This is a genomic window from Actinomadura sp. 6N118, from assembly GCF_044326415.1.
Lineage (GTDB): Bacteria > Actinomycetota > Actinomycetes > Streptosporangiales > Streptosporangiaceae > Spirillospora.
Map to the genome: position 1 here is coordinate 42,651 of NZ_JBIRAZ010000010.1, position 21,868 is coordinate 64,518.

The 21,868-nt window shown below is 69.2% G+C and carries 18 protein-coding genes and 1 tRNA gene; 4 read left to right on the forward strand and 15 right to left on the reverse strand.

Annotated elements, in window-relative coordinates; translation table 11 throughout:
• Nucleotides 1–63: 63 nt before the first annotated feature.
• Nucleotides 64–2,760 carry a type I DNA topoisomerase gene (gene topA, locus ACH34W_RS25565; RefSeq protein ID WP_395963569.1) on the reverse strand — a complete coding sequence of 899 codons (2,697 nt, stop codon included), beginning with the start codon at nt 2,758–2,760 and terminating at the stop codon, nt 64–66.
• Between the two features lie 190 nt (nt 2,761–2,950).
• Between topA and ACH34W_RS25570 the strand changes: the two genes are divergently transcribed.
• A complete protein-coding gene (locus ACH34W_RS25570; protein WP_151559254.1) occupies nt 2,951–3,136 on the forward strand; it encodes a DUF5703 family protein in 186 nt (61 codons plus the stop codon).
• A 342-nt stretch (nt 3,137–3,478) separates the two neighbouring features.
• On the opposite strand, the gene ACH34W_RS25575 is transcribed toward ACH34W_RS25570, so the two are convergent.
• From ACH34W_RS25575 to ACH34W_RS25585, 3 genes are all read right to left on the reverse strand, one after another.
• Nucleotides 3,479–5,797 carry a chaplin family protein gene (locus ACH34W_RS25575; protein ID WP_395963570.1) on the reverse strand — a complete coding sequence of 773 codons (2,319 nt, stop codon included), beginning with the start codon at nt 5,795–5,797 and terminating at the stop codon, nt 3,479–3,481.
• Between the two features lie 208 nt (nt 5,798–6,005).
• On the reverse strand, nt 6,006–6,791 hold the full coding sequence (locus ACH34W_RS25580; protein WP_395963571.1) for a hypothetical protein: 786 nt from the start codon (nt 6,789–6,791) through the stop codon (nt 6,006–6,008).
• A gap of 114 nt (nt 6,792–6,905) precedes the next feature.
• The gene (locus tag ACH34W_RS25585; protein ID WP_395963573.1) at nt 6,906–8,216 is read right to left on the reverse strand and encodes a M20/M25/M40 family metallo-hydrolase; all 1,311 of its coding nucleotides are present in this window, start codon (nt 8,214–8,216) and stop codon (nt 6,906–6,908) included.
• A 119-nt stretch (nt 8,217–8,335) separates the two neighbouring features.
• Between ACH34W_RS25585 and ACH34W_RS25590 the strand changes: the two genes are divergently transcribed.
• A tRNA-Leu gene (locus ACH34W_RS25590) sits at nt 8,336–8,421 on the forward strand.
• A gap of 578 nt (nt 8,422–8,999) precedes the next feature.
• On the opposite strand, the gene ACH34W_RS25595 is transcribed toward ACH34W_RS25590, so the two are convergent.
• The 11 genes from ACH34W_RS25595 to ACH34W_RS25645 form a co-directional block, all read right to left on the reverse strand.
• Nucleotides 9,000–9,944 carry a zinc-binding alcohol dehydrogenase family protein gene (locus ACH34W_RS25595; RefSeq protein ID WP_395963574.1) on the reverse strand — a complete coding sequence of 315 codons (945 nt, stop codon included), beginning with the start codon at nt 9,942–9,944 and terminating at the stop codon, nt 9,000–9,002.
• On the reverse strand, nt 9,941–10,765 hold the full coding sequence (locus ACH34W_RS25600; RefSeq protein ID WP_395963575.1) for an ABC transporter permease: 825 nt from the start codon (nt 10,763–10,765) through the stop codon (nt 9,941–9,943). The genes ACH34W_RS25595 and ACH34W_RS25600 overlap by 4 nt, the downstream gene beginning before the upstream one ends.
• Nucleotides 10,765–11,598: an ABC transporter ATP-binding protein gene (locus ACH34W_RS25605; protein WP_395963576.1), complete on the reverse strand. Its 834-nt coding sequence runs from the start codon at nt 11,596–11,598 to the stop codon at nt 10,765–10,767. Before ACH34W_RS25605 ends, ACH34W_RS25600 begins: the two co-directional genes overlap by 1 nt.
• 7 nt (nt 11,599–11,605) lie before the next feature.
• Nucleotides 11,606–12,583: an ABC transporter substrate-binding protein gene (locus tag ACH34W_RS25610; RefSeq protein WP_395963577.1), complete on the reverse strand. Its 978-nt coding sequence runs from the start codon at nt 12,581–12,583 to the stop codon at nt 11,606–11,608.
• Nucleotides 12,584–12,766: 183 nt separating this feature from the next.
• Nucleotides 12,767–13,990 carry an amidase gene (locus tag ACH34W_RS25615; RefSeq protein ID WP_395963578.1) on the reverse strand — a complete coding sequence of 408 codons (1,224 nt, stop codon included), beginning with the start codon at nt 13,988–13,990 and terminating at the stop codon, nt 12,767–12,769.
• The gene (locus tag ACH34W_RS25620; RefSeq protein WP_395963579.1) at nt 13,990–14,619 is read right to left on the reverse strand and encodes a flavin reductase; all 630 of its coding nucleotides are present in this window, start codon (nt 14,617–14,619) and stop codon (nt 13,990–13,992) included. The genes ACH34W_RS25615 and ACH34W_RS25620 overlap by 1 nt, the downstream gene beginning before the upstream one ends.
• 298 nt (nt 14,620–14,917) lie before the next feature.
• Nucleotides 14,918–15,697: an IclR family transcriptional regulator gene (locus tag ACH34W_RS25625; protein ID WP_395963581.1), complete on the reverse strand. Its 780-nt coding sequence runs from the start codon at nt 15,695–15,697 to the stop codon at nt 14,918–14,920.
• Between the two features lie 285 nt (nt 15,698–15,982).
• Entirely contained in the window at nt 15,983–16,936 is a 954-nt protein-coding gene (locus ACH34W_RS25630) for a PDR/VanB family oxidoreductase (protein WP_395963582.1), read from the reverse strand.
• A complete protein-coding gene (locus ACH34W_RS25635; protein ID WP_395963583.1) occupies nt 16,933–17,451 on the reverse strand; it encodes an aromatic-ring-hydroxylating dioxygenase subunit beta in 519 nt (172 codons plus the stop codon). The genes ACH34W_RS25630 and ACH34W_RS25635 overlap by 4 nt, the downstream gene beginning before the upstream one ends.
• Complete coding sequence (locus ACH34W_RS25640; protein ID WP_395963584.1) at nt 17,444–18,742, reverse strand: Rieske 2Fe-2S domain-containing protein; 1,299 nt, start codon at nt 18,740–18,742, stop codon at nt 17,444–17,446. The genes ACH34W_RS25635 and ACH34W_RS25640 overlap by 8 nt, the downstream gene beginning before the upstream one ends.
• Before the next feature lie 34 nt (nt 18,743–18,776).
• Complete coding sequence (locus ACH34W_RS25645) at nt 18,777–19,913, reverse strand: acyl-CoA dehydrogenase family protein (protein ID WP_395963585.1); 1,137 nt, start codon at nt 19,911–19,913, stop codon at nt 18,777–18,779.
• 158 nt (nt 19,914–20,071) lie between these two features.
• Here ACH34W_RS25645 and ACH34W_RS25650 point away from each other — a divergent pair, with 158 nt between their 5' ends.
• Together ACH34W_RS25650 and ACH34W_RS25655 are read left to right on the forward strand one after the other, a co-directional pair.
• Nucleotides 20,072–21,601: an ATP-binding protein gene (locus ACH34W_RS25650; RefSeq protein WP_395963586.1), complete on the forward strand. Its 1,530-nt coding sequence runs from the start codon at nt 20,072–20,074 to the stop codon at nt 21,599–21,601.
• The gene (locus tag ACH34W_RS25655; RefSeq protein ID WP_395963587.1) at nt 21,594–21,863 is read left to right on the forward strand and encodes a hypothetical protein; all 270 of its coding nucleotides are present in this window, start codon (nt 21,594–21,596) and stop codon (nt 21,861–21,863) included. The genes ACH34W_RS25650 and ACH34W_RS25655 overlap by 8 nt, the downstream gene beginning before the upstream one ends.
• The last annotated feature ends 5 nt before the right edge of the window (nt 21,864–21,868 follow it).

Below are 21,868 nucleotides of genomic sequence, written 5' to 3' on the forward strand. Positions count from 1 at the left end.
TGTCAGTTCGTCACCCGAATGCCAGGATCAAGCACCGACAGTGTCCAGATCTTCACCCTTTGGTCATGACTTGGTCGGGGCCTTGCGGCGGGCGGGCGGCTTCTTCTTGCCACCGCCGGCGGCCACCTTCTCGCGGCGTTCGGCGAGCAGTTCGGCGGCGCGCTGGATGGTGATCGACTCGACCTCGTCGCCCTTGCGCAGGCTGGCGTTGGTCTCGCCGTCGGTGACGTACGGGCCGAACCGGCCCTCCTTGACCACCACCGGCTTTTGGCTCGCCGGATCGTTGCCGAGCTCGCGCAGCGGCGCGGCGGCCGCGGCCCGGCCGCGCCCACGCTGCTTGGGCTGCGCCAACAGCTCCTTGGCCTGCTCGAGCGTGACCGTGAACAGCTCGTCCTCCGAGCCGAGCGAACGGCTGTCGGTGCCGCGCTTGATGTACGGGCCGAAGCGGCCGTTCTGCGCGGTCACCGGCTCGCCGTCGATCTCGCCCAGTGTGCGGGGCAGGGAGAGCAGCTTGAGCGCGTCGTCGAGGGTGACGGTGTCGAGCGTCATCGACTTGAAGAGCGAACTGGTGCGCGGCTTGGGGGTGTCCGCCTTCCTGGTCCGCTTCTTCTTCTCACCGTCGGCGGGCGGCTCCGGCTCGGGCAGGATCTCGGTGACGTACGGGCCGAACCGGCCCGACTTGGCGACGATCACGTGCCCGGTCTCCGGGTCGGGGCCGAGTTCGCGGTCGCCGCTCGGCTGCGCGAAAAGCTCCTCGGCCTTTTCGGCGGTCAGCTCGTCCGGCGCGATGTCCTCGGGGATGTTGACGCGGTCGCCCTCGCGGTCGAGATAGGGCCCGTACCGGCCGACGCGGATCATGATGTCGGTCCCCTTGATGGGGAACGAGCTGATCTCCTTGGCGTCGATGTCGCCGATGTCGCCGGTGAGGTCCTTGAGACCTTCCTCACCGTTGTCGCCGAAGTAGAAGCGGGTCAGCCAGCGCACCCGTTCGGCCTCGCCGCGTGCGATCTCGTCGAGACCGTCCTCCATGTGCGCGGTGAAGTCGTAGTCGACCAGGTTGCCGAAGTGCTGCTCCAGCAGGTTGACCACGGCGAACGCCAGGAACGACGGGACGAGCGCGGTGCCCTTCTTGAAGACGTAGCCGCGGTCGAGGATGGTGCCGATGATCGAGGCGTACGTGGACGGCCGCCCGATCTCGCGTTCTTCCAGCTCCTTGACGAGGCTCGCCTCGGTGTAGCGGGCCGGCGGCCGGGTCGAGTGGCCCTCGGCGTCCATGGTGAGCGCGGTGAGCGGGTCGCCCTCGTCCAGGCTGGGCAGCCGCCGCTCCTGGTCGTCACGGTCGGTGGACGGGTCGTCTGCGCTCTCGACATAGGCCTTGAGGAAGCCGTAGAACGTGATCGTCTTGCCGGTCGCGCCGAACTCGGCGACCTCGTTCTGCGTCGAGGTGCCGGTCACGCGGATCGACACCGACTGGCCGCGCGCGTCGTTCATCTGGCTGGCGATCGTGCGCTTCCAGATCAGCTCGTACAGCCGGAACTGGTCACCGGACAAGCGGGTCTCGCCGGGCGTGCGGAAGCTGTCGCCGGCGGGCCGGATCGCCTCGTGCGCCTCCTGCGCGTTCTTGACCTTGCTGGCGTAGACGCGCGGCTTGTCCGGGACGTACTCGGCGCCGAACAGCGAGGCCGCCTGGCGCCGGGCCGCGGTGATCGCGGTCTCCGACAGCTGGATCGAGTCGGTGCGCATGTAGGTGATGAAGCCGTTCTCGTACAGCTTCTGCGCGACCGACATCGTGTATTTGGCGGAGAAGCCCAGCTTGCGGCTGGCCTCCTGCTGCAACGTGGTGGTGCGGAACGGCGGGTAGGGCTTGCGGGTGTACGGCTTGCGCTCGACCGACTTGACCTCGTACGGCCGGCCGGTCAGACGTCCGGCCAGCGCGCGCGCCGCGTCCTCGTCGAGGTGCAGCGCGTCACGGGTCTTGAGGGTGCCGTCGGAGGCGAAGTCGCGGCCCTGGGCCACACGCTTGGCGTCGACCGAGATGAGCCCGGCCTTGAACGCCTTGGGCTCGTCCGCCTTGCCGGTGTCGAACTCGGCCTGGATGCCCCAGTAGTGCGCCGGAACGAAGGCGATCCGCTCCCGTTCGCGCTCGACGACCAGACGGGTCGCCACGGACTGGACTCGGCCCGCCGAGAGCTTCGGCATGACCTTCTTCCAGAGCACCGGGCTGACCTCGTAGCCGTAGAGGCGGTCGAGGATGCGACGGGTCTCCTGCGCGTCGACCAGGCGGAGGTTGAGCTCGCGCGGGTTGGCCGCGGCCGCCCGGATCGCGTCGCGGGTGATCTCGTTGAAGACCATCCGGTGCACCGGGACCTTGGGCTTGAGGACCTCCTGGAGGTGCCAGGCGATCGCCTCGCCCTCCCGGTCCTCGTCCGTGGCGAGGAGGAGCTCGTCGGCCTCGGCCAGCGCCTTCTTGAGCTTGGCGACCTGTTGTTTCTTGTCGGCGTTGACGACATAGAGCGGCTCGAACTCGTGGTCGACGTTGACGCCGAGCTTGGCCCACGCTTCGCCCTTGTACTTGGCCGGCACCTCCGAGGCGCTCCCGGGAAGATCCCGGATATGGCCGATACTGGACTCCACGATGTAGCCGCCGCCCAGGTAACCGGCGATCGTCTTCGCCTTTGCAGGCGACTCGACGATCACCAGGCGGGTACCGCCACCCGCATCCTGGCCACCACGCTTCGCAGTGCCGTTCTTGGCTGGCACAGTCGCTCCAACCTCGCTGTCTGGTTCTCTTACACGGGCTAACTACAACATTCGAAGACGACGCGCTCATGCCCGTGAGTTCCCGCCGCTGCAAACCTCCGACAGGATGACACGTCCCCGGCGGGGTTGCGGACCAAGGCCACCACCGATGCGTTCCCCGTCGTACATCCAGGCGTCATAATGGTGCGCAATGGTGGAGTACACCTACCTCGTCCTGCGGCTGCCCCGCGGTACCACACGTGATACCGCCCGGCAGGTCCTGACCGAGCACGCCGAACACGGTGGCTGGGAGCTCCACAGAGTGCGCCTCTACCCCGACGGTAGCCGCCGAATCCAACTCAGGCGCAAGATCATTCGCCAGGTCCGGACTTTCTGACCGTTCTCGTCCGGAGAGTAGCACTATGTACGACCGCTATGACGTGCCGTAATCATAATGCCCGATCCCGGCGAGAGCTTCGTCCACGCAGGGCTTTGCCCGCCCCGGACCGCGCCTCCGGGACGGGCAAAGCGTCCTGCGACTTTGCCTGGAGGAGGGCCTGTGGTCCGGAGACCGCGGCAACCGTCCGACGCAGGCAAAGCGTACTTATGGAACTTTTGGGTCAAAAACCTGCCAGAGATCTCAGGTCGTGCGTACCGGACCATCCGGTGCGCGGCGTGCCGGACGATCCGGTGCAGGGCGTGCCGGACGATCCGGTGCGCGGCGTGCCGGCCGTACCGGTCAGCGGCGGCCGCCCAGGCGGGCACGGCGGGTCAGCGCCACCGCGCCGGACATGGCTGCCAGCATCGCGGCGGTGGCCAGCACCCAGATCGACGAGCCGGTGTCGGTCATCGGCTCCGCGGCGGCCATCGGCTTGATCGCACCGAGGTCGCCAAGGCCACCGACCTCGGGGATCTTGACGTCACCGGTGGCGGGCAGCTGGCCCAGGCCAGGCAGCTGCAGCTGGCCGGTGCCGGGCAGCTCCGTCTCCGGGACCGGCGTGGCGGTACGGGCGTTCGCCGGGTTCGCGGTCGTCGCCGGGACCTTCACGGGCACGGCAGGGACCTTGACGTGCTTGGTCGGAACGCTGGGCAGCGCGGCCATCGAGCCGGCGGGCAGCGCCTTGGTCACGTCGGTCGACAACGCCTTGGTCACGTCGGTCGACAGGGCCTTGGTCGCATCGGCGGGCAGCGCCTTGGTCACATCGGTGGACAGCACGCCGGCCACCTGGTCCAGACCCGGGATGTCCTTGGTGGGCACCCGCGAGGTCTCCGTGCCGTAGGCGTTCACCTTGGGAAGCTTGGTGACCTCCTTGGGAACGCCGGGCACGGCCGGCGACGTGCCGGTGAGCTCGTCCGCCCCAGCCGTACGGCCAGTCGGCAGCTGCTCGACCTGGCCGGGCAGCGCCGGGGTCGCCCCGGGGAGCGCCGGCTTACCGGCCAGCGCGGAGTTCGTCCCTGGAAGCGCCGGCTTGCCGGTCAGCGCGGAGGTCTTACCCGGGAGCACCGGCTTACCGGTGAGCGCGGGCTTGCCGGTCAGCGCCGGGGTCTTGCCGGGCAGTTGCGGGAGCATCGGCAGCGCCGAGGTCAGCCCGGTCGGCAGGCTCTCGGTGGCCCCGGGCATCGTGGGCAGCCCCAGGAACTCCCCGGCCGCCGGGCCGGGCAGACGCGAGCTGGTGGTGCGCCAGTGGGGCTCGTAACCGCCGTGGCTCGGGCCGTCGCCGCACTGCGGCTCGGCGTGTCCGGCCACTGCGGCGGCGTTGCCGCACACGCTCACCGGAGCACTCACCGGAGCGTTGGCCTGGTTGCCGGATCCGATCCCGGAGTTCCCGGAAGTGGTGGCGCCCGACCCGTTCGAGCCCTTGACGACCACGGAGCCGTCGCAGCTGGCGGCGGCGTCGCCCAGCACCGCGACGGCGTTGCCGCAGATGTTGACCGGAATGCTCACCGGAGCGTTGATCTGGTTGCCGCCGAGGACGCTGTCCTTGCCCGAGGTGGTCTGGCCGCCACCGGAGCTGCTGCGTACGTGCGCGCCGCCCTCGCAGAAGGAACCGGCCTCGCCCAGCACCGCGACGGAGTTGCCGCAGGCGCTGACGGGAACGCTCACCGGAGCGTTGGCCTGGTTGCCGCCGAGGACGCTGCCGTCGCCATTGGTGGTCTGGCCGCCGGAGCCATGCCCGCCGTTACGAACCGAGGCGCCGCCGTCGCAGTCGGCCACCGCGTCGCCGCCGACGGCGTTTCCGCAGACGTCGACCGGTGCCGAGATCGGCGCGGTCGCCTGATTGCCGCCGAGGATGCTGTCCTTGCCGGAGGTCTTCTGGCCGGCGCCGGTGTGGCCGCCGTTCTTGACCTTGGCGCCGCCCTCGCAACCGGCGACGGCCTCGCCGAGAACGGCTGCGGAGTTGCCGCAGATGTTAATCGGTGCCGAGATCGGCGCGTTCACCTGGTTGCCCGCGATGACGCCGCTGGCGCCGCTGGTCTGCTGGCCGCCGCCGCCGTTCAGGACCTTCGCGCCGCCTTCGCAGCCCGCCTCGGACGATCCGAAGACCGCGACGGCGTTGCCGCAGGCGTTGATGGGGGCGGAGATCGGGGCGTTGACCTGGTTGCCCGAGGCGATCCCGCCCTTGCCCGAGGTCCGCTGGCCGGATCCGCCGCTGTTGTCCTTGACCTTCGCGCCGCCCTTACACCCGGCGTCCGCGGTGCCGAAGATGGCGATCGCGTTGCCGCAGGCGTTGATGGGGGCGGAGACGGGGGCGTTGATCTGGTTGCCCGAGCCGATCCCGTTGTCGCCGGAGGTCCGCTGGCCGGATCCGCCGCCGCCGGCGACCGTCGCGCCGCCTCTGGAACCGGCGTCCGCCTCGCCGAGGACGCCCGCGGCGTTACCGCTGGCGTCGATCGGCGCCGAGACGGGAGAGTTGAGCTGATTACCGCCGAGCACGCTGGAGTCGCCGCTGGTCGTGTCGGCGAACGCACCGCTGGGGAAAGCGGTGCCCGCACCGAGAGCGACGAAGCTCGCAGTGAGCATGGCGGCACGAGCAGTGCCCTTGGCCCACGTTCGCATGATGCTCCGTTCGGGGAGTGAATGATTCTGAGTGGAGATGGACAGGTGAGACCGGTCGCTTGTCGCGCGCTACCGCGTGGTGTTGGTCTCCGCGGCGTGTGCGCGCCGGGTCGCGAGATCTCGGGGGACGACGTACCGCCAGGGGACGGCACGTCCCGGCCCCGGTGGGTCCGAACCGCACGGATCCAGAGCCGGAGTCTGTGGCGTTCTAGTCGGGTGAGAAGGTCGGCTCGTCCGCTGCCGTGCGAACTGCCGGGGGGACCGCCCCGTTGGCGGGCATGAGCACCGGCTGCGGCCGGGCAACGGTCCAGGACCAGCGGCTGAGGAGGCCGCCGAATCCGGTGAGGAGGCCCACACCGCTCGCTGGACCGGTCGTTCCGGCCTGGGCGGGCGCGTTGAGCGGGGAGATGGGGGCCGGCGCGGGCACCGGGTGCGACACCTTCGCGTACGACACGGCCGGGCCGGTCTTGAGGGCGTTCTTGGGCGCCCCCGATGCGGCCGGGGCCAGAGGACCCTGGCGTTCGCTGTACGTCGCGTCGGTGGCGTGCTCTGGAGCCCAGGACGAGTCGTCCGTCACCGAGCGGCCCGTCGTCTTGAGGCCCGCGAGCTCGTTCCCGATGCCGTCCGCCAGGCCCGAGGAGGGCACAGGCAGGGGAAGGTCGGGCTGCGCCGCCTTCAGACCCTCAGGGCGCAGGACGGTCTTGGCCGCATCGTTGGCGGGAGCGACCATCGCTCCCTTGGCCGCATCCCGGACGCCATCCTCGGCCGCATCGGGCACAGCGCCTTTGACCGGCGGAACCCCGCTCACCACAGGCGTCTGCGCCACGACCCGGGACGCGGGGTCGTCGTCCGCGTGCGCCTCGGCGGCGGCGCCGATCAGCCAGCAGGTGACCACGACTCCCGCGAGCACCAGCAGCCGGTGAACCAGACGGCTACAGGCGACACGGCGCAGCAGGACGGAGACCGTCCTGCTGCGTGCCGGGTCGTGAGCCACAGGTTCTCCTCGGAAGTCGCCAAGAGGAAGTCGATCCACTCTCTACGGATGGTGACCGTAGCACCACGGTAAGCATGCGTGGCGGCAATTCCGGGAAGCTTTTTCGCTTACATCTCAAGCACGATCAAGGAAATGGTCAAGAACGCGCACGCCGAAGCGCAGCCCGTCGACCGGAACCCGTTCGTCGATGCCGTGGAACATTCCCGAAAAGTCCAATTCCGGCGGAAGTCTCAGCGGCGCGAAGCCGAAGCACCGCATGCCCAGGTGAGCGAAGGCCTTGGCATCCGTTCCCCCGCTCAGGCAGTACGGGACGGGTAGCGCGCCCGGGTCCTCCGAGATCAGAGCCGCCTCCATGGCCGCGACGAGGGCACCCTCATAGTCGGTCTCCACGGCCCAGTCGTAATGGACGAAATCGCGCTTTACGCCCGACCCAAGCAATTCGTCCACCGTCGCGAAGAATTCTTCCTCATGCCCGGGCAGAAACCGTCCATCCACCTGCGCCGTCGCGCTCTGCGGAATGACATTCGTCTTATACCCGGCATCCAGCCGCGTCGGATTGAGCGTGTTCTTGAGCGTCGCGCCGATCATCCGCGCCAGCGGCCCGATCTCCTCCAGCGCCCGCTCCGGCCGTTCCGGATCGAACTCCACCCCGTACGCCATGCAGGCCCGCTCCAGGAAGGCCCGCACGGTCTTGGTCAGCCGTACCGGGAACTCATGCGACCCCAGCCGCTCGACCGCCGCCGCCAGCGCCGTGACCGCGTTGTCCGGATGCACCATCGACCCGTGCCCCGCCGTCCCCTGCGCGGTGAGCTGCATCCACGCGATGCCCTTCTCAGCCGTCTCGATGAGATACATCCGCTTGTCGCCAGGCACAGTGAGACTGAACCCGCCGACCTCCCCCACGGCCTCGGTGCACCCCTCGAACAGCTCCGGATGCTCCTTGACGAGCCACTGCGCGCCCCACTTGCCTCCGGCCTCCTCGTCGGCCAGGAAGGCGAGGACGACATCCCGCGGAGGTTTGCGGCCCTCCCTGAGACGCTGCCTGACCACCGCCAGGATCATCGCGTCCATGTCCTTCATGTCCACGGCCCCGCGACCCCAGACGCACCCGTCGGCGATCTCCCCGCCGAACGGATCCCGCGTCCAGTCCTCCTTACGTGCCGGCACCACGTCCAGGTGCCCGTGCAGCAGCAGCGCGTCCCTCCCAGGGTCCTCCCCCTCGATCCGCGCCACCAGACTGGCCCGCCCCGGGTGGGATTCGAAGATCTGCGACTCCAGCCCGACCTCTTCGAGCCTGGCCTTCACATACTCCGCGGCCTCACGCTCCCCCGGCCCCGAGTGGTCCCCGGGGTTACTGGTATCGATCCTGATCAACTCCTGGCAGAGCTGAACGACCTCGTCCTCGGCGGTGGGAAGCTGTGCCACAGTGATCACCTTTTCGTCCCGACTCTTACCCGACCATGGTGCCCCCCGTTCGACTTCGCCGCGAGTCGGGACCTTTGGTATGGTGAAGCCCGCCGCAGCGCACTGCGGCGTGCACACCTGTCCGGGTGGCGGAATAGGCAGACGCGCTAGCTTGAGGTGCTAGTGCCCTTTACGGGGCATGGGGGTTCAAGTCCCCCCTCGGACACTTCGGTCCTGGGGTCAGTGTGGTCGGGAGCCTTCGGCTTCCTTCCCTGCTGGCCCTTCGTCATGCCTACCCGGGGGGCGACCCCCGGACCCCCGATGCAGGGGGCTCCGCCCCCCGCACCCCCCGGTCGGGGCTCCGCCCCTTTGCCCTTCGCTTCGCTTGGGCTAATCGACCCTCGGGCTCCGCCCCAGACCCCCTGCTCCACCTCGCCGCGGGCGAGCTTGCGGTCGCATTCGGCGATGGCATCCCTCATTCACGGCCCGGACGGCGCCACCTGGCAACTCGGCCGCATGTCCACGGCCATCGATCAAAGTGTCGCCCTGGCCCATAGATATCTGCGGTGACGGCTCCGCCCGCCGGTATGAGGCCCTGGAGTTCACGCGAACGGAGTGTTCTTCAGAATGAACAGAGGGGCTTCAGGATTTATGGAGATCTGGACGGTGCCGGGACTGTCGGGCAGCTCAGGGGTCATCGAGCGGCTGATGCCCGCGAAGTGCGGATCCGATCAGGCGTTGTAGCAGGTCAAGGCGCGGCGAGGCCGAGAGCAACAACCCGGCAAGCACTGTCAGCGAAAACGATCACTCTGTCGTCAGCGTGACCTTGCCGATCGCGGAACCCGTGCGCAGCCGTTCCACGGCCGTCTCCAGTCGGTCGAGGGCATATCGTTCGATGGGCAGGTTGAGCTCGCCCGAAGCGATCTCGGTCAGGAGGCGGTCGGCCACCGGGATGAGATTCCCGGCGCGTGCCATCAGGTTGATCGGCAGCAGCGCGACGTCCGCGAGCAGGAAGTCGGCCAGGTCCACGGAGAACTCCCGGCCCGCCGAGTAGCCGATCAGGACGGCTCTACCGCGTGGCCGGACCAGCTTCAGGGCAGTGGGCAGAACGGACCCGCCAACGGTGTCGATGAGCGCGTCGGGGGGCCCGCCCACCGCCTCCGCCGACAGATCATCGGCCAGGATCGCCTTAGCCCCGGCGGGGACGTGCCCCAGTTTGGCCTGCCGCCCGACGACGCCGATCACCTCGGCCCCTGTTCGCACGGCCAGTTGCACCACCAGGGAACCGACCGCGCCGGCCGCGCCCGTCACCAGGACGCGCTCCCCTTCGGCGACGGCGCCCACGTCGTGAACGGCGGCCCACGCCGTCCCCGCCGCTGAGAAGAAGCAGCAGGCCAAGGCGGGGTCCGTGCCGGGAGACACCGGGACGACGGCCTTGTCGGGAACAACGGCGTGCTCGGCCCAGCCCCCGTCTCGGCTGAGTCCCAGCCCCGCCCCGCGTATGCGGACCAGCGTGCCCTCCGGGTGGACGTCAGAGGCGACGATCGTGCCGCAAGCCTCGGTACCCGGTATGAACGGGAGTGAGGGCAGGATCCCGAACCGCCCGTCCAGGATGTTCAGGTCGAGGTGGCCCACCTGTGCCGCGGCCACTCGAATGAGCGTCTCGCCCGGCGACCGCGCCGGTACCGGCCGTTCCGTCATGCGGGGCGGCGTGCCGAAACGTTCCAGGAGCAGGACGCGCGAGGTCACAGCTTCACCCCGTACCGGCGCAGCGCTCGCGAGGCCACGAGGCGCAGCACCCGGTCGAACACGAACCCGAGGGTGCCGAGGGTGATGATGCCGACGAAGACCCAGTCGATACGGCCGTAGTTCCGCGAGGTCCAGATCAGCGAGCCGAGCCCGACCTGGGCCGCCACGATCTCGGCCGAGACGATGGTCAGGAAGCTGTTGCCCATGGCCAGGCGCGAGCCGGTGACAATGTGCGGCACGGTGGCGGGCAGTACGACGGAGCGCATCACCTGCCATCGGCCGGCACCCAGGCTGGCGGCGGCGCGCAGCTTGGACTCCCCCACCGACAGCACGCCGGCGATGGTGTTCAGCGTGACGATGAAGACGGACGTGTAGAAGATCAGCACGACCTTGGACGACTCACCGATGCCCAGCCACACCACGGCCAGGGTGACGAAGGCGACCGGCGGGATGAAACGGAAGAACTCGATATAGGGGTCCAGCAGCCGCCGCATCATCGTGAAACGCCCCATCAGCAGGCCGACCGGCACACCGACCACCAGGCCGAGCCCCCAGCCGATCAGGATGCGGCGCCCCGAGGCGATGACCGAGTTTGCCAAGGTCCCGTCCGCGGCCAGGTCCTTGGCCGCCATCACCGTGTCCCTTGGCGAGGCGACCAGCCCCGGGCCGTACCGGATCGCCAGCAGCTGCCACACCCCCAGGCCGAGAAGGATCGAGGCCAGATAGGTCCCCGCCGTCCTCAGCCCGCCGGGGAGCACACGCGCCCGCCGTTCCGTCTTAACGGACGCCGGTCCGGCGGCCTCGGCCGAGGTGACAGCCATCAGTACTCCTCCCCCGCCTCGAACACCTGATCCAAACCCTGATCACGGAGCGCGGCGCGGACCTCGGCGCCGATGTCCCGGCGCAGCATCTGGTGCAGCGCGATCGCCTCTGGCGAGGTCTCTTCGCGCGGGCGGGGCAGGTCCACCCGGTAGATGTTCTTGATCGAGGCCGCCGGTCCGGCCGTCATGACCGCGATCCGGTCGGCGAGGATGATCGCCTCGTCGATGTCGTGGGTGACGAACACCACCGTGCAGCCGGACTCCCTCCAGATGCGGTCCATCTCCATCTGCATGACCTGCCGGGTCTGGGCGTCCAGCGCGCCGAACGGCTCGTCCATCAGCACGATCCGCGGCCGGTTCGCCAACACCCGCGCGATCTGCACCCGCTGCCGCATACCCCCCGACAACTGGCCGGGGAACCGGTCGGCGAACTTTCGCAGCCCGACCAGCCCGATGTACTCATCGGCCAGCGCCGCCTGCTCCTTGCGCGACAGGCCCCGCATACGCGGTCCGAACGCCACGTTCTGCCGCACGGTCAGCCAGTCGAACAACGCATCGCTGCTCTGAAAGACCATCCCACGCTCAGGCGAAGGCCCATCGATCACATCCTGGTCGACGGTGATCGTGCCGGACGTGACCGGAGTGAAGCCTGCCAACGCCGACAACAACGTCGACTTACCACACCCGCTCGGGCCCAGCAGGCACAGGAACTCGCCCGCGGCGATGTCGAGGGATATCCCGCTCACGGCCTGGTAAGAACCGAAGCGGATGCCCACGCCGTCGATGCTCGTGGGGGCGCCACGGGCGGCCCGCTGGTCGATCCCGATGGTCATCGTCTTCTCACTTCCCGGTGTGCTGGGAGGCCCAGTTCTGCAGGACGACGGCGCGCACGTCCGGCAGGGACTTCACCTTGCCGGTGTCCACATAGAACTTGGCCACCGCCTCGTAGCCCGCCAGGTCCGCGGCGGTGATGTCGCGCACCCCGAAGTCGATCTCCTTGATCGCGGTCAGCGTCAGTGCAGGCGGGATCTTCGCGACCTTCTGCGCGGCCTGCGCCGCCGCCTGCGGATCGCTCTCGGCCATCGCGGACGCCTCGGCGAGGGCATTGGCGATCTTGGCGGCCGCGTCCTGGTTGCCGTTCAGCCACGTGGCGTCCGTGACGAGCCAGTGAACGGACTGCACGCCGAAGTCCCCGGTGGTCCCGGCGGTCTTCCCGCCGAGCTCGAGCGCCTTGGCCGGCCACGGCTCCCACAGGACGAACGCGTCGACGTCGCCCTTCTGAAGCAGCACCGGGATCTCCGGCGGGTCCGCGGTCACGAACTTCACCGACTTCGGGTCGATCTTCTTGGACTCCAGGAACCGGAGCGCGGCGAACTCCGAGATGCCAGGCACGATCGCCATCTTTTTGATCTGTTTGGCGTCGCTGACGCCGTCGCGCTGGACGACCTTCACGTAGCTGCCGGACTCCTCGTACTTGAACATGGCCCGCAGGTCCGGGATCTGCTGGAGCTTGCCGATCGCCGTCACGTCCGAGAGGCCGGCCAGCTGCACCTGGCCTGCCGCGATCGCGTCGACGGCCTCACCGCCGCGGCCGAATTGGACGACCTTGACGTTGACGCCGTGCTTGGCGAACAGGCCCTTCTGGTCGGCCAGGAAGATGTGGGCGTACGAGGCGTCGATGCCCACCCCGAGCCGGATCTCGGGTCCGGCGGCGTTCGCCCCGCCGGAGTCGGTGGAACCGGCGCCGCACGCGGCGGCGGTCATGGCCAGCGCGACGGCGGCCACGACGGCGCGCCACGCGATGATCGGTTTCTTCATGAGCACCTCGATGTGGGGGCCGGGGAACCCGGCCGGTGGCTGCGGCATAGTGCTGGAGTTCGTCGAACCGTAAGGTCGCGGCCCGCCGGGCCAAACGCCTGGGACCGCTGACCGGACCGCCGAACCCGACAGGGGGCGGCGGCTTCTGCACAGCGGATGGTTCTCGTGGGCGGCGGCTTCTGCTCAGCGGATGGTTCTCGTGGGCGGCGGCGCCGTCACGCGCCGCCCACGGCGCCCGGCGAGTGCCTCAACGGAACGGGCGACGTGGAGAAGGCGGCCAACACGGCCGGGGTGGCCGACGAGTTGGAGACCGAGCGGCATGCCGGACGCGTCGCGATGGCCGGGGACGGTCACGGCGGGCAGCCCGAGCAACTGCCAGGGGCGGCTGAGAATGGGTGAACCGGTGGCCTGGAGACCGCGGGGTGCTGGGCCGGGCGCGGCCGGCCCGAGGATGGCGTCGACGTCGGTGAGGACCTCCAGGAGGCCGGTGCGGGCCGTGCGGGCGGTCTCCAGTCCCGTCCGGTAGTCGGCTTCGGCCGTCCGCCGTCCCTGTTCCAGCAGTTCCCGCAGGGGCTTGCTCAGCGCGGCCGGGCGCTCGGCCTCGGCAGCCAGCGACCGGGCGGCCTCGTAGGCCATGATGACGGCGTGCGCCTGAGCGAGTTCGGGCGTTCGAACGTGCAGGTCACCGGCCTCCGCTCCGATTTCGAGCAGCGCCCTGCCCGCATGATCCACCGTGTCGGACATGGCGGGAGCGATGTCGGCGAGTTCGGTGCCCCGCCAGAACAGCACCCGCATCCGGTCGGTGGCGTCGATCGACGTGCCGTCGACGGCCTCGACCGCCGCCGCGAGGTCCGCGACCGTGGCGGTGATCAGTCCCGGCGCGTCCAGGCTCGGGCTGAGCCCGGTGATCCCCAGGGTGGACCAGGCTCCGACCGGGGCGACGTATCCGGCGACGCCGCAGTAAGACGCGGGCCGGGTCAGTGACCCGGCTGTCTGCGAGCCGAGCGCCAGCGGCACCACCCCCGCCGCGACGGCGGCCGCCGAGCCGCTGGAGGATCCTCCCGGGGTCCGGGTCACGTCGTGGGGATTGCGGGTCGGTCCCGGCTGGAAGTAGGCGAACTCGGTGGTGACCGTCTTGCCGATCGGTACGGCACCGGCGCGGCGCAGCCGGTCCACCAGCCAGGCGTCGGCCGTGGCGATCCGCCCGCGCCGTAGCGGCGAGCCGCACTCGGTGGGCAGGCCTGCGACGTCGATGATGTCCTTGACACCGAACGGTATGCCCCGCAGCGGCCCGGCCGGGGCCCGTCCGGCCGCCGCGCGCGCTCCCGCTTCGTCCACGAGGGTCCAGGCCTGGATCTTCGTCTCGGTCTCCGCGACGCGCCGCAGCGCGGTCTCGATCGCTTCCATCAGCCGGTCGTCGGCGCGACGGAGTCCAGGCGATGGAAGCTCCGGTTGAAGTGGACCAGGCTCCGGCCGTCCCGGCGGGTGCGCACCTGCTCGATCTCCACGAACAGGACGCTGTGCGACCCCATCGGCTTGCAGTCCTTCACCACGCCGATCACGGTCACCAGCGCGTCCCTCAGGACCGGCACCTGCTGACCGGGATCCCAGATGTCCCAGGTGAACCGTTCGGCCATGGAGACATTCGTGACACCGGCGAAATGCATCGCCAGTTCCTGCTGGTCACCGTCCAGGACGTTGACGCAGACCCGGCCGTTGGCCTTGAACACATCGTGCATGGCGCTCTTTCGGTTGAGGCAGACCAGGACGGTCGGCGGGTCGTCGGTCACTGAGCAGACCGCGCTGACGGTCACCCCGCAGCGGCCGCTCGGCCCGTCCGTCGTCATGATGTTGACCGCCGCGGCCAGGTGCGCCATCGCCTCCCGGAATTCGTCCTGTGAGGGCGGCTGGCCGGGTTCTCTGCCGGTCACGGCTTGCTCCTTTTCGGGTGCGCTCACCACGGTCCGGCGGGCGGAGTCGAACTCGGCCACCGAACGCGGACTGGCGGCGACCGGAAGGTTCAGCGAACGCGCCATGATGATTTCTCCTCATATTGCCTGGCCCGCGAGCTTTCTTCGGCACTCTCACGCTATGCGCCCAGCGCTGGACCGGAAATGAGGGATTGGCTGGACGGCCTAGGGGTTTTCCTTAGTCACCTGCCGTCAGCTGCGCACGTGAAATGCACTCGCCCCGGCGGCGACGAATTCACAAAATCCTCATGGACACGAATGGATACGAATGGATACGAACAATTCAGGGTCCACTGGCGGAAAACGCGGGGGGGGTCATTCTCGTAGCAGGGCTCGGTGAAACGACGCGCGACCGCCCCGGCGTTCAGCCGACGAGCTTGGCCCAGTAGGGCGAGTCGTCGCACAGGGCCGCGGCAGGCCAATGAAGGTTACGGCTGATGTCGGCCGCGGCCGCCCACAGGGCATGGACGATCTGCTGGTCGTCGCGGCGCTCGACCGACATCGTCGCCGACACCGCGGCGAGGACGCGGTCGAGCGTGCCGTACGTGATCGGAACTGCGAAGGTCTTGAAACCCGGGACGCACTGCTGCTGTTCGTCGGCCCAGCGGCGCTCGCGAATCAGTTCCAGGTGCGCGCGGAGCTGGGAGACGTCCTTGATTCCGTGCGGCGCCAGCGGCGCCAGTTCGGCCTCGCCAAGCGCCGCGAGCAGCTCGTCGCGGTCCTCGCGGTGCGCAAGGAAGAGCCGTCCGGAGGCGGTGAACCAGCTCGGCACCGTCATACCCACGGCCGACAGGACCCGCGCTTCCCGGCGGCCTCCAAGGCGTTCGAGGTAGACGCAGTCCTCGCCGTGCGGCACCGCGAGGTGGATGACCGCCTTCGTCGCGGTGCGCAGGTCGATCAGCGCCGGTTGCGCGACTCCGCGAAGGCTCGCTGGTCCCGGCACGAGCTGACCCAGCTCGTATATGCGCCAGCCGAGCTGGTAGCCGTCGGCCGTGCGCGCCAGGTACCCGAGCCGGACCAGCTCCGTCGCCAGCCGGTGCACCGTCGCCTTACGGACTCCCGAGCGGCGGCTGAGCTCGGTCAGGCCCAGCGATGGGGCATCGGATGCGAAGGCTCCCAGCAGGAGGTGTGCCTTGCCGAGCACTGATGAAGGGTGCGGCTCATGCCTCGGCGCCTCGAAGCCCGCCGACCCCGCCTCAGCTCCGCCAAGAATTTGTCGCGTAGTCGCGGACATCACGGCCCCTTGGGTCGACCATATGGACGGGAAATATTGTGAGCGTCCCCCGTGTCGGGGGTGTCACGGCCAGGAAAACTCCTGATCAGGCCCGGGTTCGGGGGCTGATTCGGGGGCTGGGCGGGTGCTCGTCGGCCGGGGCGCGCCGGCTACCTCGCAGTCGCGTCTCGGGGCGGTATCGGTGGCTGAACGGGATCAGTAGAGCTCGATGACGAGCTTGTCGGACAGTGCCCGGGAGACGCACAGGGCCATCTGCGTGCCTGACACCTTGTCGGCGGCGGACAGGCAGTTGTCGCGGTGATCCGGGACGCCGTCGAGAACCCCGGATACACATGAGCCGCAGATGCCCTCCTCGCAGGACGTGAAGACCTCGACGCCGTCGTCGGTCAGCACCTGCAGGATCGACTTGTCGGCGGGGATCTCGAAGACCTCGCCGGTGTCGAGCTCGACCGTGAACGGCCGGTCCCCGCTCTTGTCGATCTCCTTGGCGACGAAGTGCTCGACGTGGACGTGGCCGGCGCCGACCACCGGCGCGAAGACCGAGACCACCTGGTCCATGAAGCCCTGCGGGCCGCATGTGTAGACGTGGTCGGCCGCCGTCAGCCGGGGGGCGACCTCGGCGAGGACCGTCGGCTGGTCGCCCCGCGGCACCCCGAAGTGCGGACACACCCGGTCACCGAACTCCGCCCGATTCTCCAGCAGGTCAGCGAACGGGGCCTCCTGCCGTGAGCGCGCGAAGTAGTGCAGCTCGAACTCCGCTCCCCTGCTGTGGAGCTCGAAGGCCATGCTCAGCAGCGGGGTGACCCCGATCCCGCCCGCGACCAGGATGTGCCGGTCGGCGTCCGCAGCCAGTGCAATCAGGTTACGCGGCTTGCTGATCTTGAGGTGGTCACCCGTGGTGACCTCGTGCAGGGCGGCCGAGCCGCCCCGCGACCGCGCCTCCCGCTTGACCGCGATCAGTAGCGACGACGGGTCGTCCGGAGGACTGCACAGGGAGTACTGCCGCAGCACGCCGGTCGGGCCCGTCACGTCGATGTGCGCACCCGCCGGGTAGGGCGTGAACGGCGCACCGTCCTCGCGGACCAGCCGCAGGGTGCGGATCTCGGGGGTTTCCTGCGTGACCTCGGCGACGCGGACGACGATGCTCACAGCAGGAATCCCGCCGCGGGCACGACGTCCTCGCTGTCGACAAGACGGACGACTTTCAGCGCGATCCGGTCGTCAGGCTCGGAGAGCCGGATCCGGTGGGTGACCTCGGCCGCCCACAGGTCGTGCGTGCCCCGCTTGTACGCGACGACGACCTGCGCCGACCGGAGCATGACCTCCTGGTCGGAAACCTCGACCGGCACGAACCGCGAGACCGTCCGGACGGTGCGTGCGGCGTCCACCGCGGAGATGGCATGGCCCTCGGTCATCCGGGTGACGCGCATCCGCCGCATCCGCGCGTCGTCGTAGACCATGTTGAGGGTGTTCGCGAAGTCCTCGGTCTCCGGATCGATCGGGATCACGTAGTGGCCGTCCTCGGTATAGAGGGCCCGCCACGCGTCGTACTCCTTGCGGTCGAGCAGATCGGCCTCACGCCAGACCAGTTCGATCGCGCGCGCCACGCGCGGGTCGGCCAGCAACGGGGTGAGGGAGTTTTTCTCGGCCAGCGTGTCAGTCATCGCTCATCATTCGCTTCCACATGCCGTAGGCCGCGCGCATCCCGGTCTCGTCGGTGACGTGGGAGGTCGGCCGGCCTTCCGGGCTCTTCGTCTCGCGGGCCAGGCCCCGGTTGACCATGATCGGCATCTCCGGGGCACCCTGGGCGCCCCGCTGGACCCGGTCCCAGCCCTCGGCGTCGTCGGGGGTGCCGAAGCCGAACGGGCCCTGGAAGTGCTCGTGCGCCCGCAGCCGCTCCCGGTTGACCGGATCCACGATCTCCGTGGGGCCGTCGGGGCCGAGTGCGACGTGCTCGATCCAGGTCTCGTCCACCGAGATCGGGCGCAGCACCCGGAAGAACGAGATCGACATCGACACGTTCGGGAAGAGATTGAGATTGAAGCCGCTGCCGTGAATGGCGCGCACCAGCCTGCGGATCGCCGCCTCGGCCAGGCCGATGGCCATCAGCTCGGCGACCAGGCCGTCGAAGCGGGCCTGCAGAGGCTCGGTCCCGTCGTCGGCGTCAAGGTCGGAGCGCTCAGGCGCCATCCGCATGACGCTGTGACCGTTGCCGAGGTCGTGGGTGACCGCCGTGGGGTCGGTCATGAACGACATCATGCCGGCGGTCTCGGCGTCGACCGAGGCCATCCACGAGCGGTGCACGATCGGGAAGTGGTAGCCGTCGGTGGTGTTCTCGAGCTGGATCTTCCAGTTGCCCCCGAACCTGAACCGATGGGCGCCCAGCACCTTGATCGGGTAGCCGCCGCCCTGCCGCATGAAGCGGTCGATCCAGAGCCTGGCGTCGCCGAGGAACTCCTCGAGCGGCTCGGCCTCGTCGTCGAACGTCGCGAAGATCATCCCTCCGTAGGACTCGGTGCGGAGCCTCTTCAGCCCCATGCCCTCCTTCTCCATGACGCCCTCGTAGCCGTCCGGGTAGGGGATGCCGCGCAGCTTGCCGTCCAAGCCGTATGACCAGGCGTGATAGGGACAGGTGAAGCCGTTGACATTGCCCTGCCTCTGCTCGCACACACTTGCGCCGCGATGGCGGCACCGGTTGAGCAGCGTGTTGATGTTCCCCTTGCGATCCCTGGTGACGATGACGGGCTGCCTGCCGACGTGGGTCGACTTGAAACTGCCCGCCTTGGGCAGCTCGCTGTCGTGGGCCACCCAGACCCAGGTGCACTCGAAGATCTTCGTCATCTCCTGCTCGAAGATCTCCGGGTCGGTGTACATCCGCCCGGCGACGCGGTCACCGAGCACCGGATCGGCCGGCGCGCGGTCATGGACGTTGTCCGCAGTGAACTCGATGGTCACCGGATTGCCTCCAGGGTGGCGTGGACGGGACGACTCACAGGAAGCCCGGGATGGTGGGCGGCCGGTCCATCAGGACGGCCCCGGCGCCGTCATAGACGCCGTGGCCGAGGGTGGCGTGCAGCTGTGGGACAGGAGCGTCCTGGCGCAGCCGCTGCAGCGGGTGACCATTGTTGATGACCCCCGCACCGGAGATAGCGCACAGATCGTGGACGACCTGTGCGGAGACATCGGCGATGTTGGCCGACGACAGCCGGATCCGGGCGAGCTGGTGCGGGCTCACCACATCGCCGGAGAGGACCGTCTGCCAGACCTCGTCGGTGACGTCGTAGTAGAAGGCGCGGGCCGAGTGGAGAGCGGCGTAGGCCTTGGCGAAGTCGGTGCGGTAGTAAGCCCGGTCGGCCAGCGGCGGGGCTCCGGTGATCCCGGTCCGGGCGCCGGCCCGCTGGACGAACTCGAGCGCGGCCTGGGCGACGCCGAGGCCGACGGCCGCGTGGACCTGCGCCTGGAAACCGATGAGCGGGTAGCGGTAGAGGGGCTCGTCGATGTTGGACGGGCCCCCGCGGACGAAGGTCCACTCGCGTGGCACCTCGACATCGCGCGCGACGACGTCGAACGACCCGGACGCGCGCATGCCCGTGACTTCCCAGTCCTGAACGATCTCGACCTGGTCCTTGGGGACCACCCCCACACGGGGTTTGCCGTCGGAGGCCTCGTCGAGGAGGCCGACACCGATCAGATCGGCGCCCATGCACCCACTGGCGAACTTCCACCGGCCGCTGGCCCGCAAACCCTTCGCCGTCTCGGCGGCCGGCTGCAACGGAAAGAGACCACCGGCGTACACCACGTCGGGGCCGTCCTGGTAGATCTGGGCCTGAGTCTCGACCGGCAGAGCTCCCAGGTACGTCAGCGCCGAGGCGAAGGCCACCACCCAGCCCGTCGAGCCGTCGACCTTGGCGACCCGCTCGACGATCTCGATGAACTCCGCCGGCGGGAGCGGCTCGCCACCGAACATCTCCGGCGCCGCGGCCCGGTACACGCCCAGCGGCTTGAGCTTGTCGATGAAGTCGCGCGGCACATACCCCTGGGCATGGAACTCCTGGCGGCGCTCGGCCAGCTCGGCCAGCACCACGTCCCAGGTCACGGAGGCAGCCGCCTCCAGGGTCTGTGACATGACTGGTTCACTCCTCATCTCATGCGGTGCCATCGACGCTAAGGAGCGAGGAGTTCGGTGCCAATTGGGAATGCCCCGCCGGACGTAGGGGATTCCTTTAGTCCGGAGCAGGATGCCCCGCATGGTGACGGCGGGTTCCCGGCGCCTACGCTGGCCGAATGTTGGGGAACTCCGATTTCATCGCGTTGATGAACGCCTCGGAGGTCTGCACGCTGCTCCACGACGCGCAGACCAAGCAGATCCTGTGGGCCAACCCGGCGGCGTGCGCGATGCTCGAGTTCAGCCTTGACGAGATCCTCCCGCTGCGCGCCAACCACATCAGCAGCGCGGCGCAGCAGTACGACCGGATCGTCGCGCGCGCCTGGCTCCAAGAGGCGGTCGACAAGGGAGCCAGCCGGGTCGAGTGGCACCTTCGGTCCAAGTCCGGCCGTCTCATTCCGACGGAAGCGGTCGCCGTCCGCGTCGAGCTCACCGGGGGACTCGCCGTCATGGTGCAGTATCGCGACATCGAGCGGGAGCGGCAGTCCGAAGCGGACCAGCGCCTGGCCGAGTCGTACGTCGAGACGCTGACGCGCCACACCTCGACCGTCGCCTTCATGCTGAACTCGGCCGGCGAGATCCTGTCAGCGACCGACACCGCACTCGGCTACCTCGGGCTCACCGGCAGCGCGGGCCTTCCCGGCCGGCCGCTCACCTCGTGCGCCGAACTGCGCGTGCGCGGAAAGCCCGCGTTCTGGTCCGACGTCGCGGCCGATACGGACGCGATCGTCCCGGTCGGGCTCCAGATCAGGCAGCCGGACAGCCACCCGGTGTGGTTGGAAGGCAGCCTCGAACGGTTGCCGGCGCGGCAGGCCGACGCCTCCTACATGATGATCATGCACGACGTCTCCGACCGGGTGCGCGGGGACGCCCTGCGGGAACTGGAGCAGCGCCGCGAGAACTACCTGGCGCGCTACAACGCGATGGGCGACATGGCGATGGCCATCGCCCATGAGCTGGGCCAGCCGCTCGCCGCGGCCGGCAACTTCCTCGCCGGGATCCGGGCGCACGCCGGAGCCCTGGCGGCGAACGGCCGGCTGGCCGGAGAGGTGGGCAGGCAACTGGAGTACGGCCTGGAGAGCGCCGGCCGGCAGATCGAGCGGGCCGCGACGATCGTCAACACGATGCGGGCCTTCGTCGGCCATCTCGAGCACGTCGAGCAGGTCGTCGATCTCAACGACATCATCGGCGAATGCCTCCCCTTCATCCGGTTGCGGGCCGAACCAGCCGGAGTCGAGGTCGAACTCGGCCTCGCCGACCATCCGGTCCCGGTCCGCTGCGAGCGCGTCCTCACCGGCCAGGTCGTTCTCAACCTCTGTTTCAACGCCATCGACGAGATGGCCGAGTGCGCGGTCTCGACCCGGCGGATCCGGCTCTCGACCTGTGACCGCGGCGACGAGGGTGTCTGCACGGTCGCCGACCGCGGCAGGGGGTTCCGCCGGGACCCCTTTACCGAGTCGTTCACCGAGAAGGCCCATGGCAGCGGGATCGGCCTGGCGCTGAGCCATCGGATCATCACGCGCCAGCACGGAAAGATCTGGAGCGAGCCCCGCGACGGCGGTGGCTCGACGCTCGGCTTCGCACTTCCGCTCAGTTCCACCCAGGCGACGGGCCGCCGGCCTCCCGAGGGCGGGAGAGCGCATGGCTGAGGAGAATCGCCGGATGACGCTGACCTGTTACAACGACACCTTCGGCTACGGCTGGCGCCATGTGGATCTGTTCACCCATGACGCCGACGGCCGCGAGCTCAACTGGGTCCACTGGGCGGTGCCCGCGGACGGCCCCGAAGCCGCCGACGAGGTCACCGCCAAGGTCGAACCCCGGCTCCGGCGAACCTCTCAGTGGCGGCACGGCGTCAGCGCCGACGGAATGGACTACTGGGAAGCCGACGCGGCCTGGCACGAGACATGACCGGG

What these genes read in the sequence shown, in the direction of transcription:
- ACH34W_RS25570 (WP_151559254.1), top strand. Translation starts at nt 2,951, where the DNA reads ATGGTGGAGTACACCTACCTCGTCCTGCGGCTGCCCCGCGGTACCACA.
- ACH34W_RS25575 (WP_395963570.1), bottom strand. Translation starts at nt 5,797, where the DNA reads ATGCGAACGTGGGCCAAGGGCACTGCTCGTGCCGCCATGCTCACTGCG.
- ACH34W_RS25600 (WP_395963575.1), bottom strand. Translation starts at nt 10,765, where the DNA reads ATGGCTGTCACCTCGGCCGAGGCCGCCGGACCGGCGTCCGTTAAGACG.
- ACH34W_RS25605 (WP_395963576.1), bottom strand. Translation starts at nt 11,598, where the DNA reads ATGACCATCGGGATCGACCAGCGGGCCGCCCGTGGCGCCCCCACGAGC.
- ACH34W_RS25610 (WP_395963577.1), bottom strand. Translation starts at nt 12,583, where the DNA reads ATGAAGAAACCGATCATCGCGTGGCGCGCCGTCGTGGCCGCCGTCGCG.
- ACH34W_RS25615 (WP_395963578.1), bottom strand. Translation starts at nt 13,990, where the DNA reads ATGGAAGCGATCGAGACCGCGCTGCGGCGCGTCGCGGAGACCGAGACG.
- ACH34W_RS25620 (WP_395963579.1), bottom strand. Translation starts at nt 14,619, where the DNA reads ATGGCGCGTTCGCTGAACCTTCCGGTCGCCGCCAGTCCGCGTTCGGTG.
- ACH34W_RS25635 (WP_395963583.1), bottom strand. Translation starts at nt 17,451, where the DNA reads ATGACTGACACGCTGGCCGAGAAAAACTCCCTCACCCCGTTGCTGGCC.
- ACH34W_RS25645 (WP_395963585.1), bottom strand. Translation starts at nt 19,913, where the DNA reads ATGTCACAGACCCTGGAGGCGGCTGCCTCCGTGACCTGGGACGTGGTG.
- ACH34W_RS25650 (WP_395963586.1), top strand. Translation starts at nt 20,072, where the DNA reads ATGTTGGGGAACTCCGATTTCATCGCGTTGATGAACGCCTCGGAGGTC.
- ACH34W_RS25655 (WP_395963587.1), top strand. Translation starts at nt 21,594, where the DNA reads ATGGCTGAGGAGAATCGCCGGATGACGCTGACCTGTTACAACGACACC.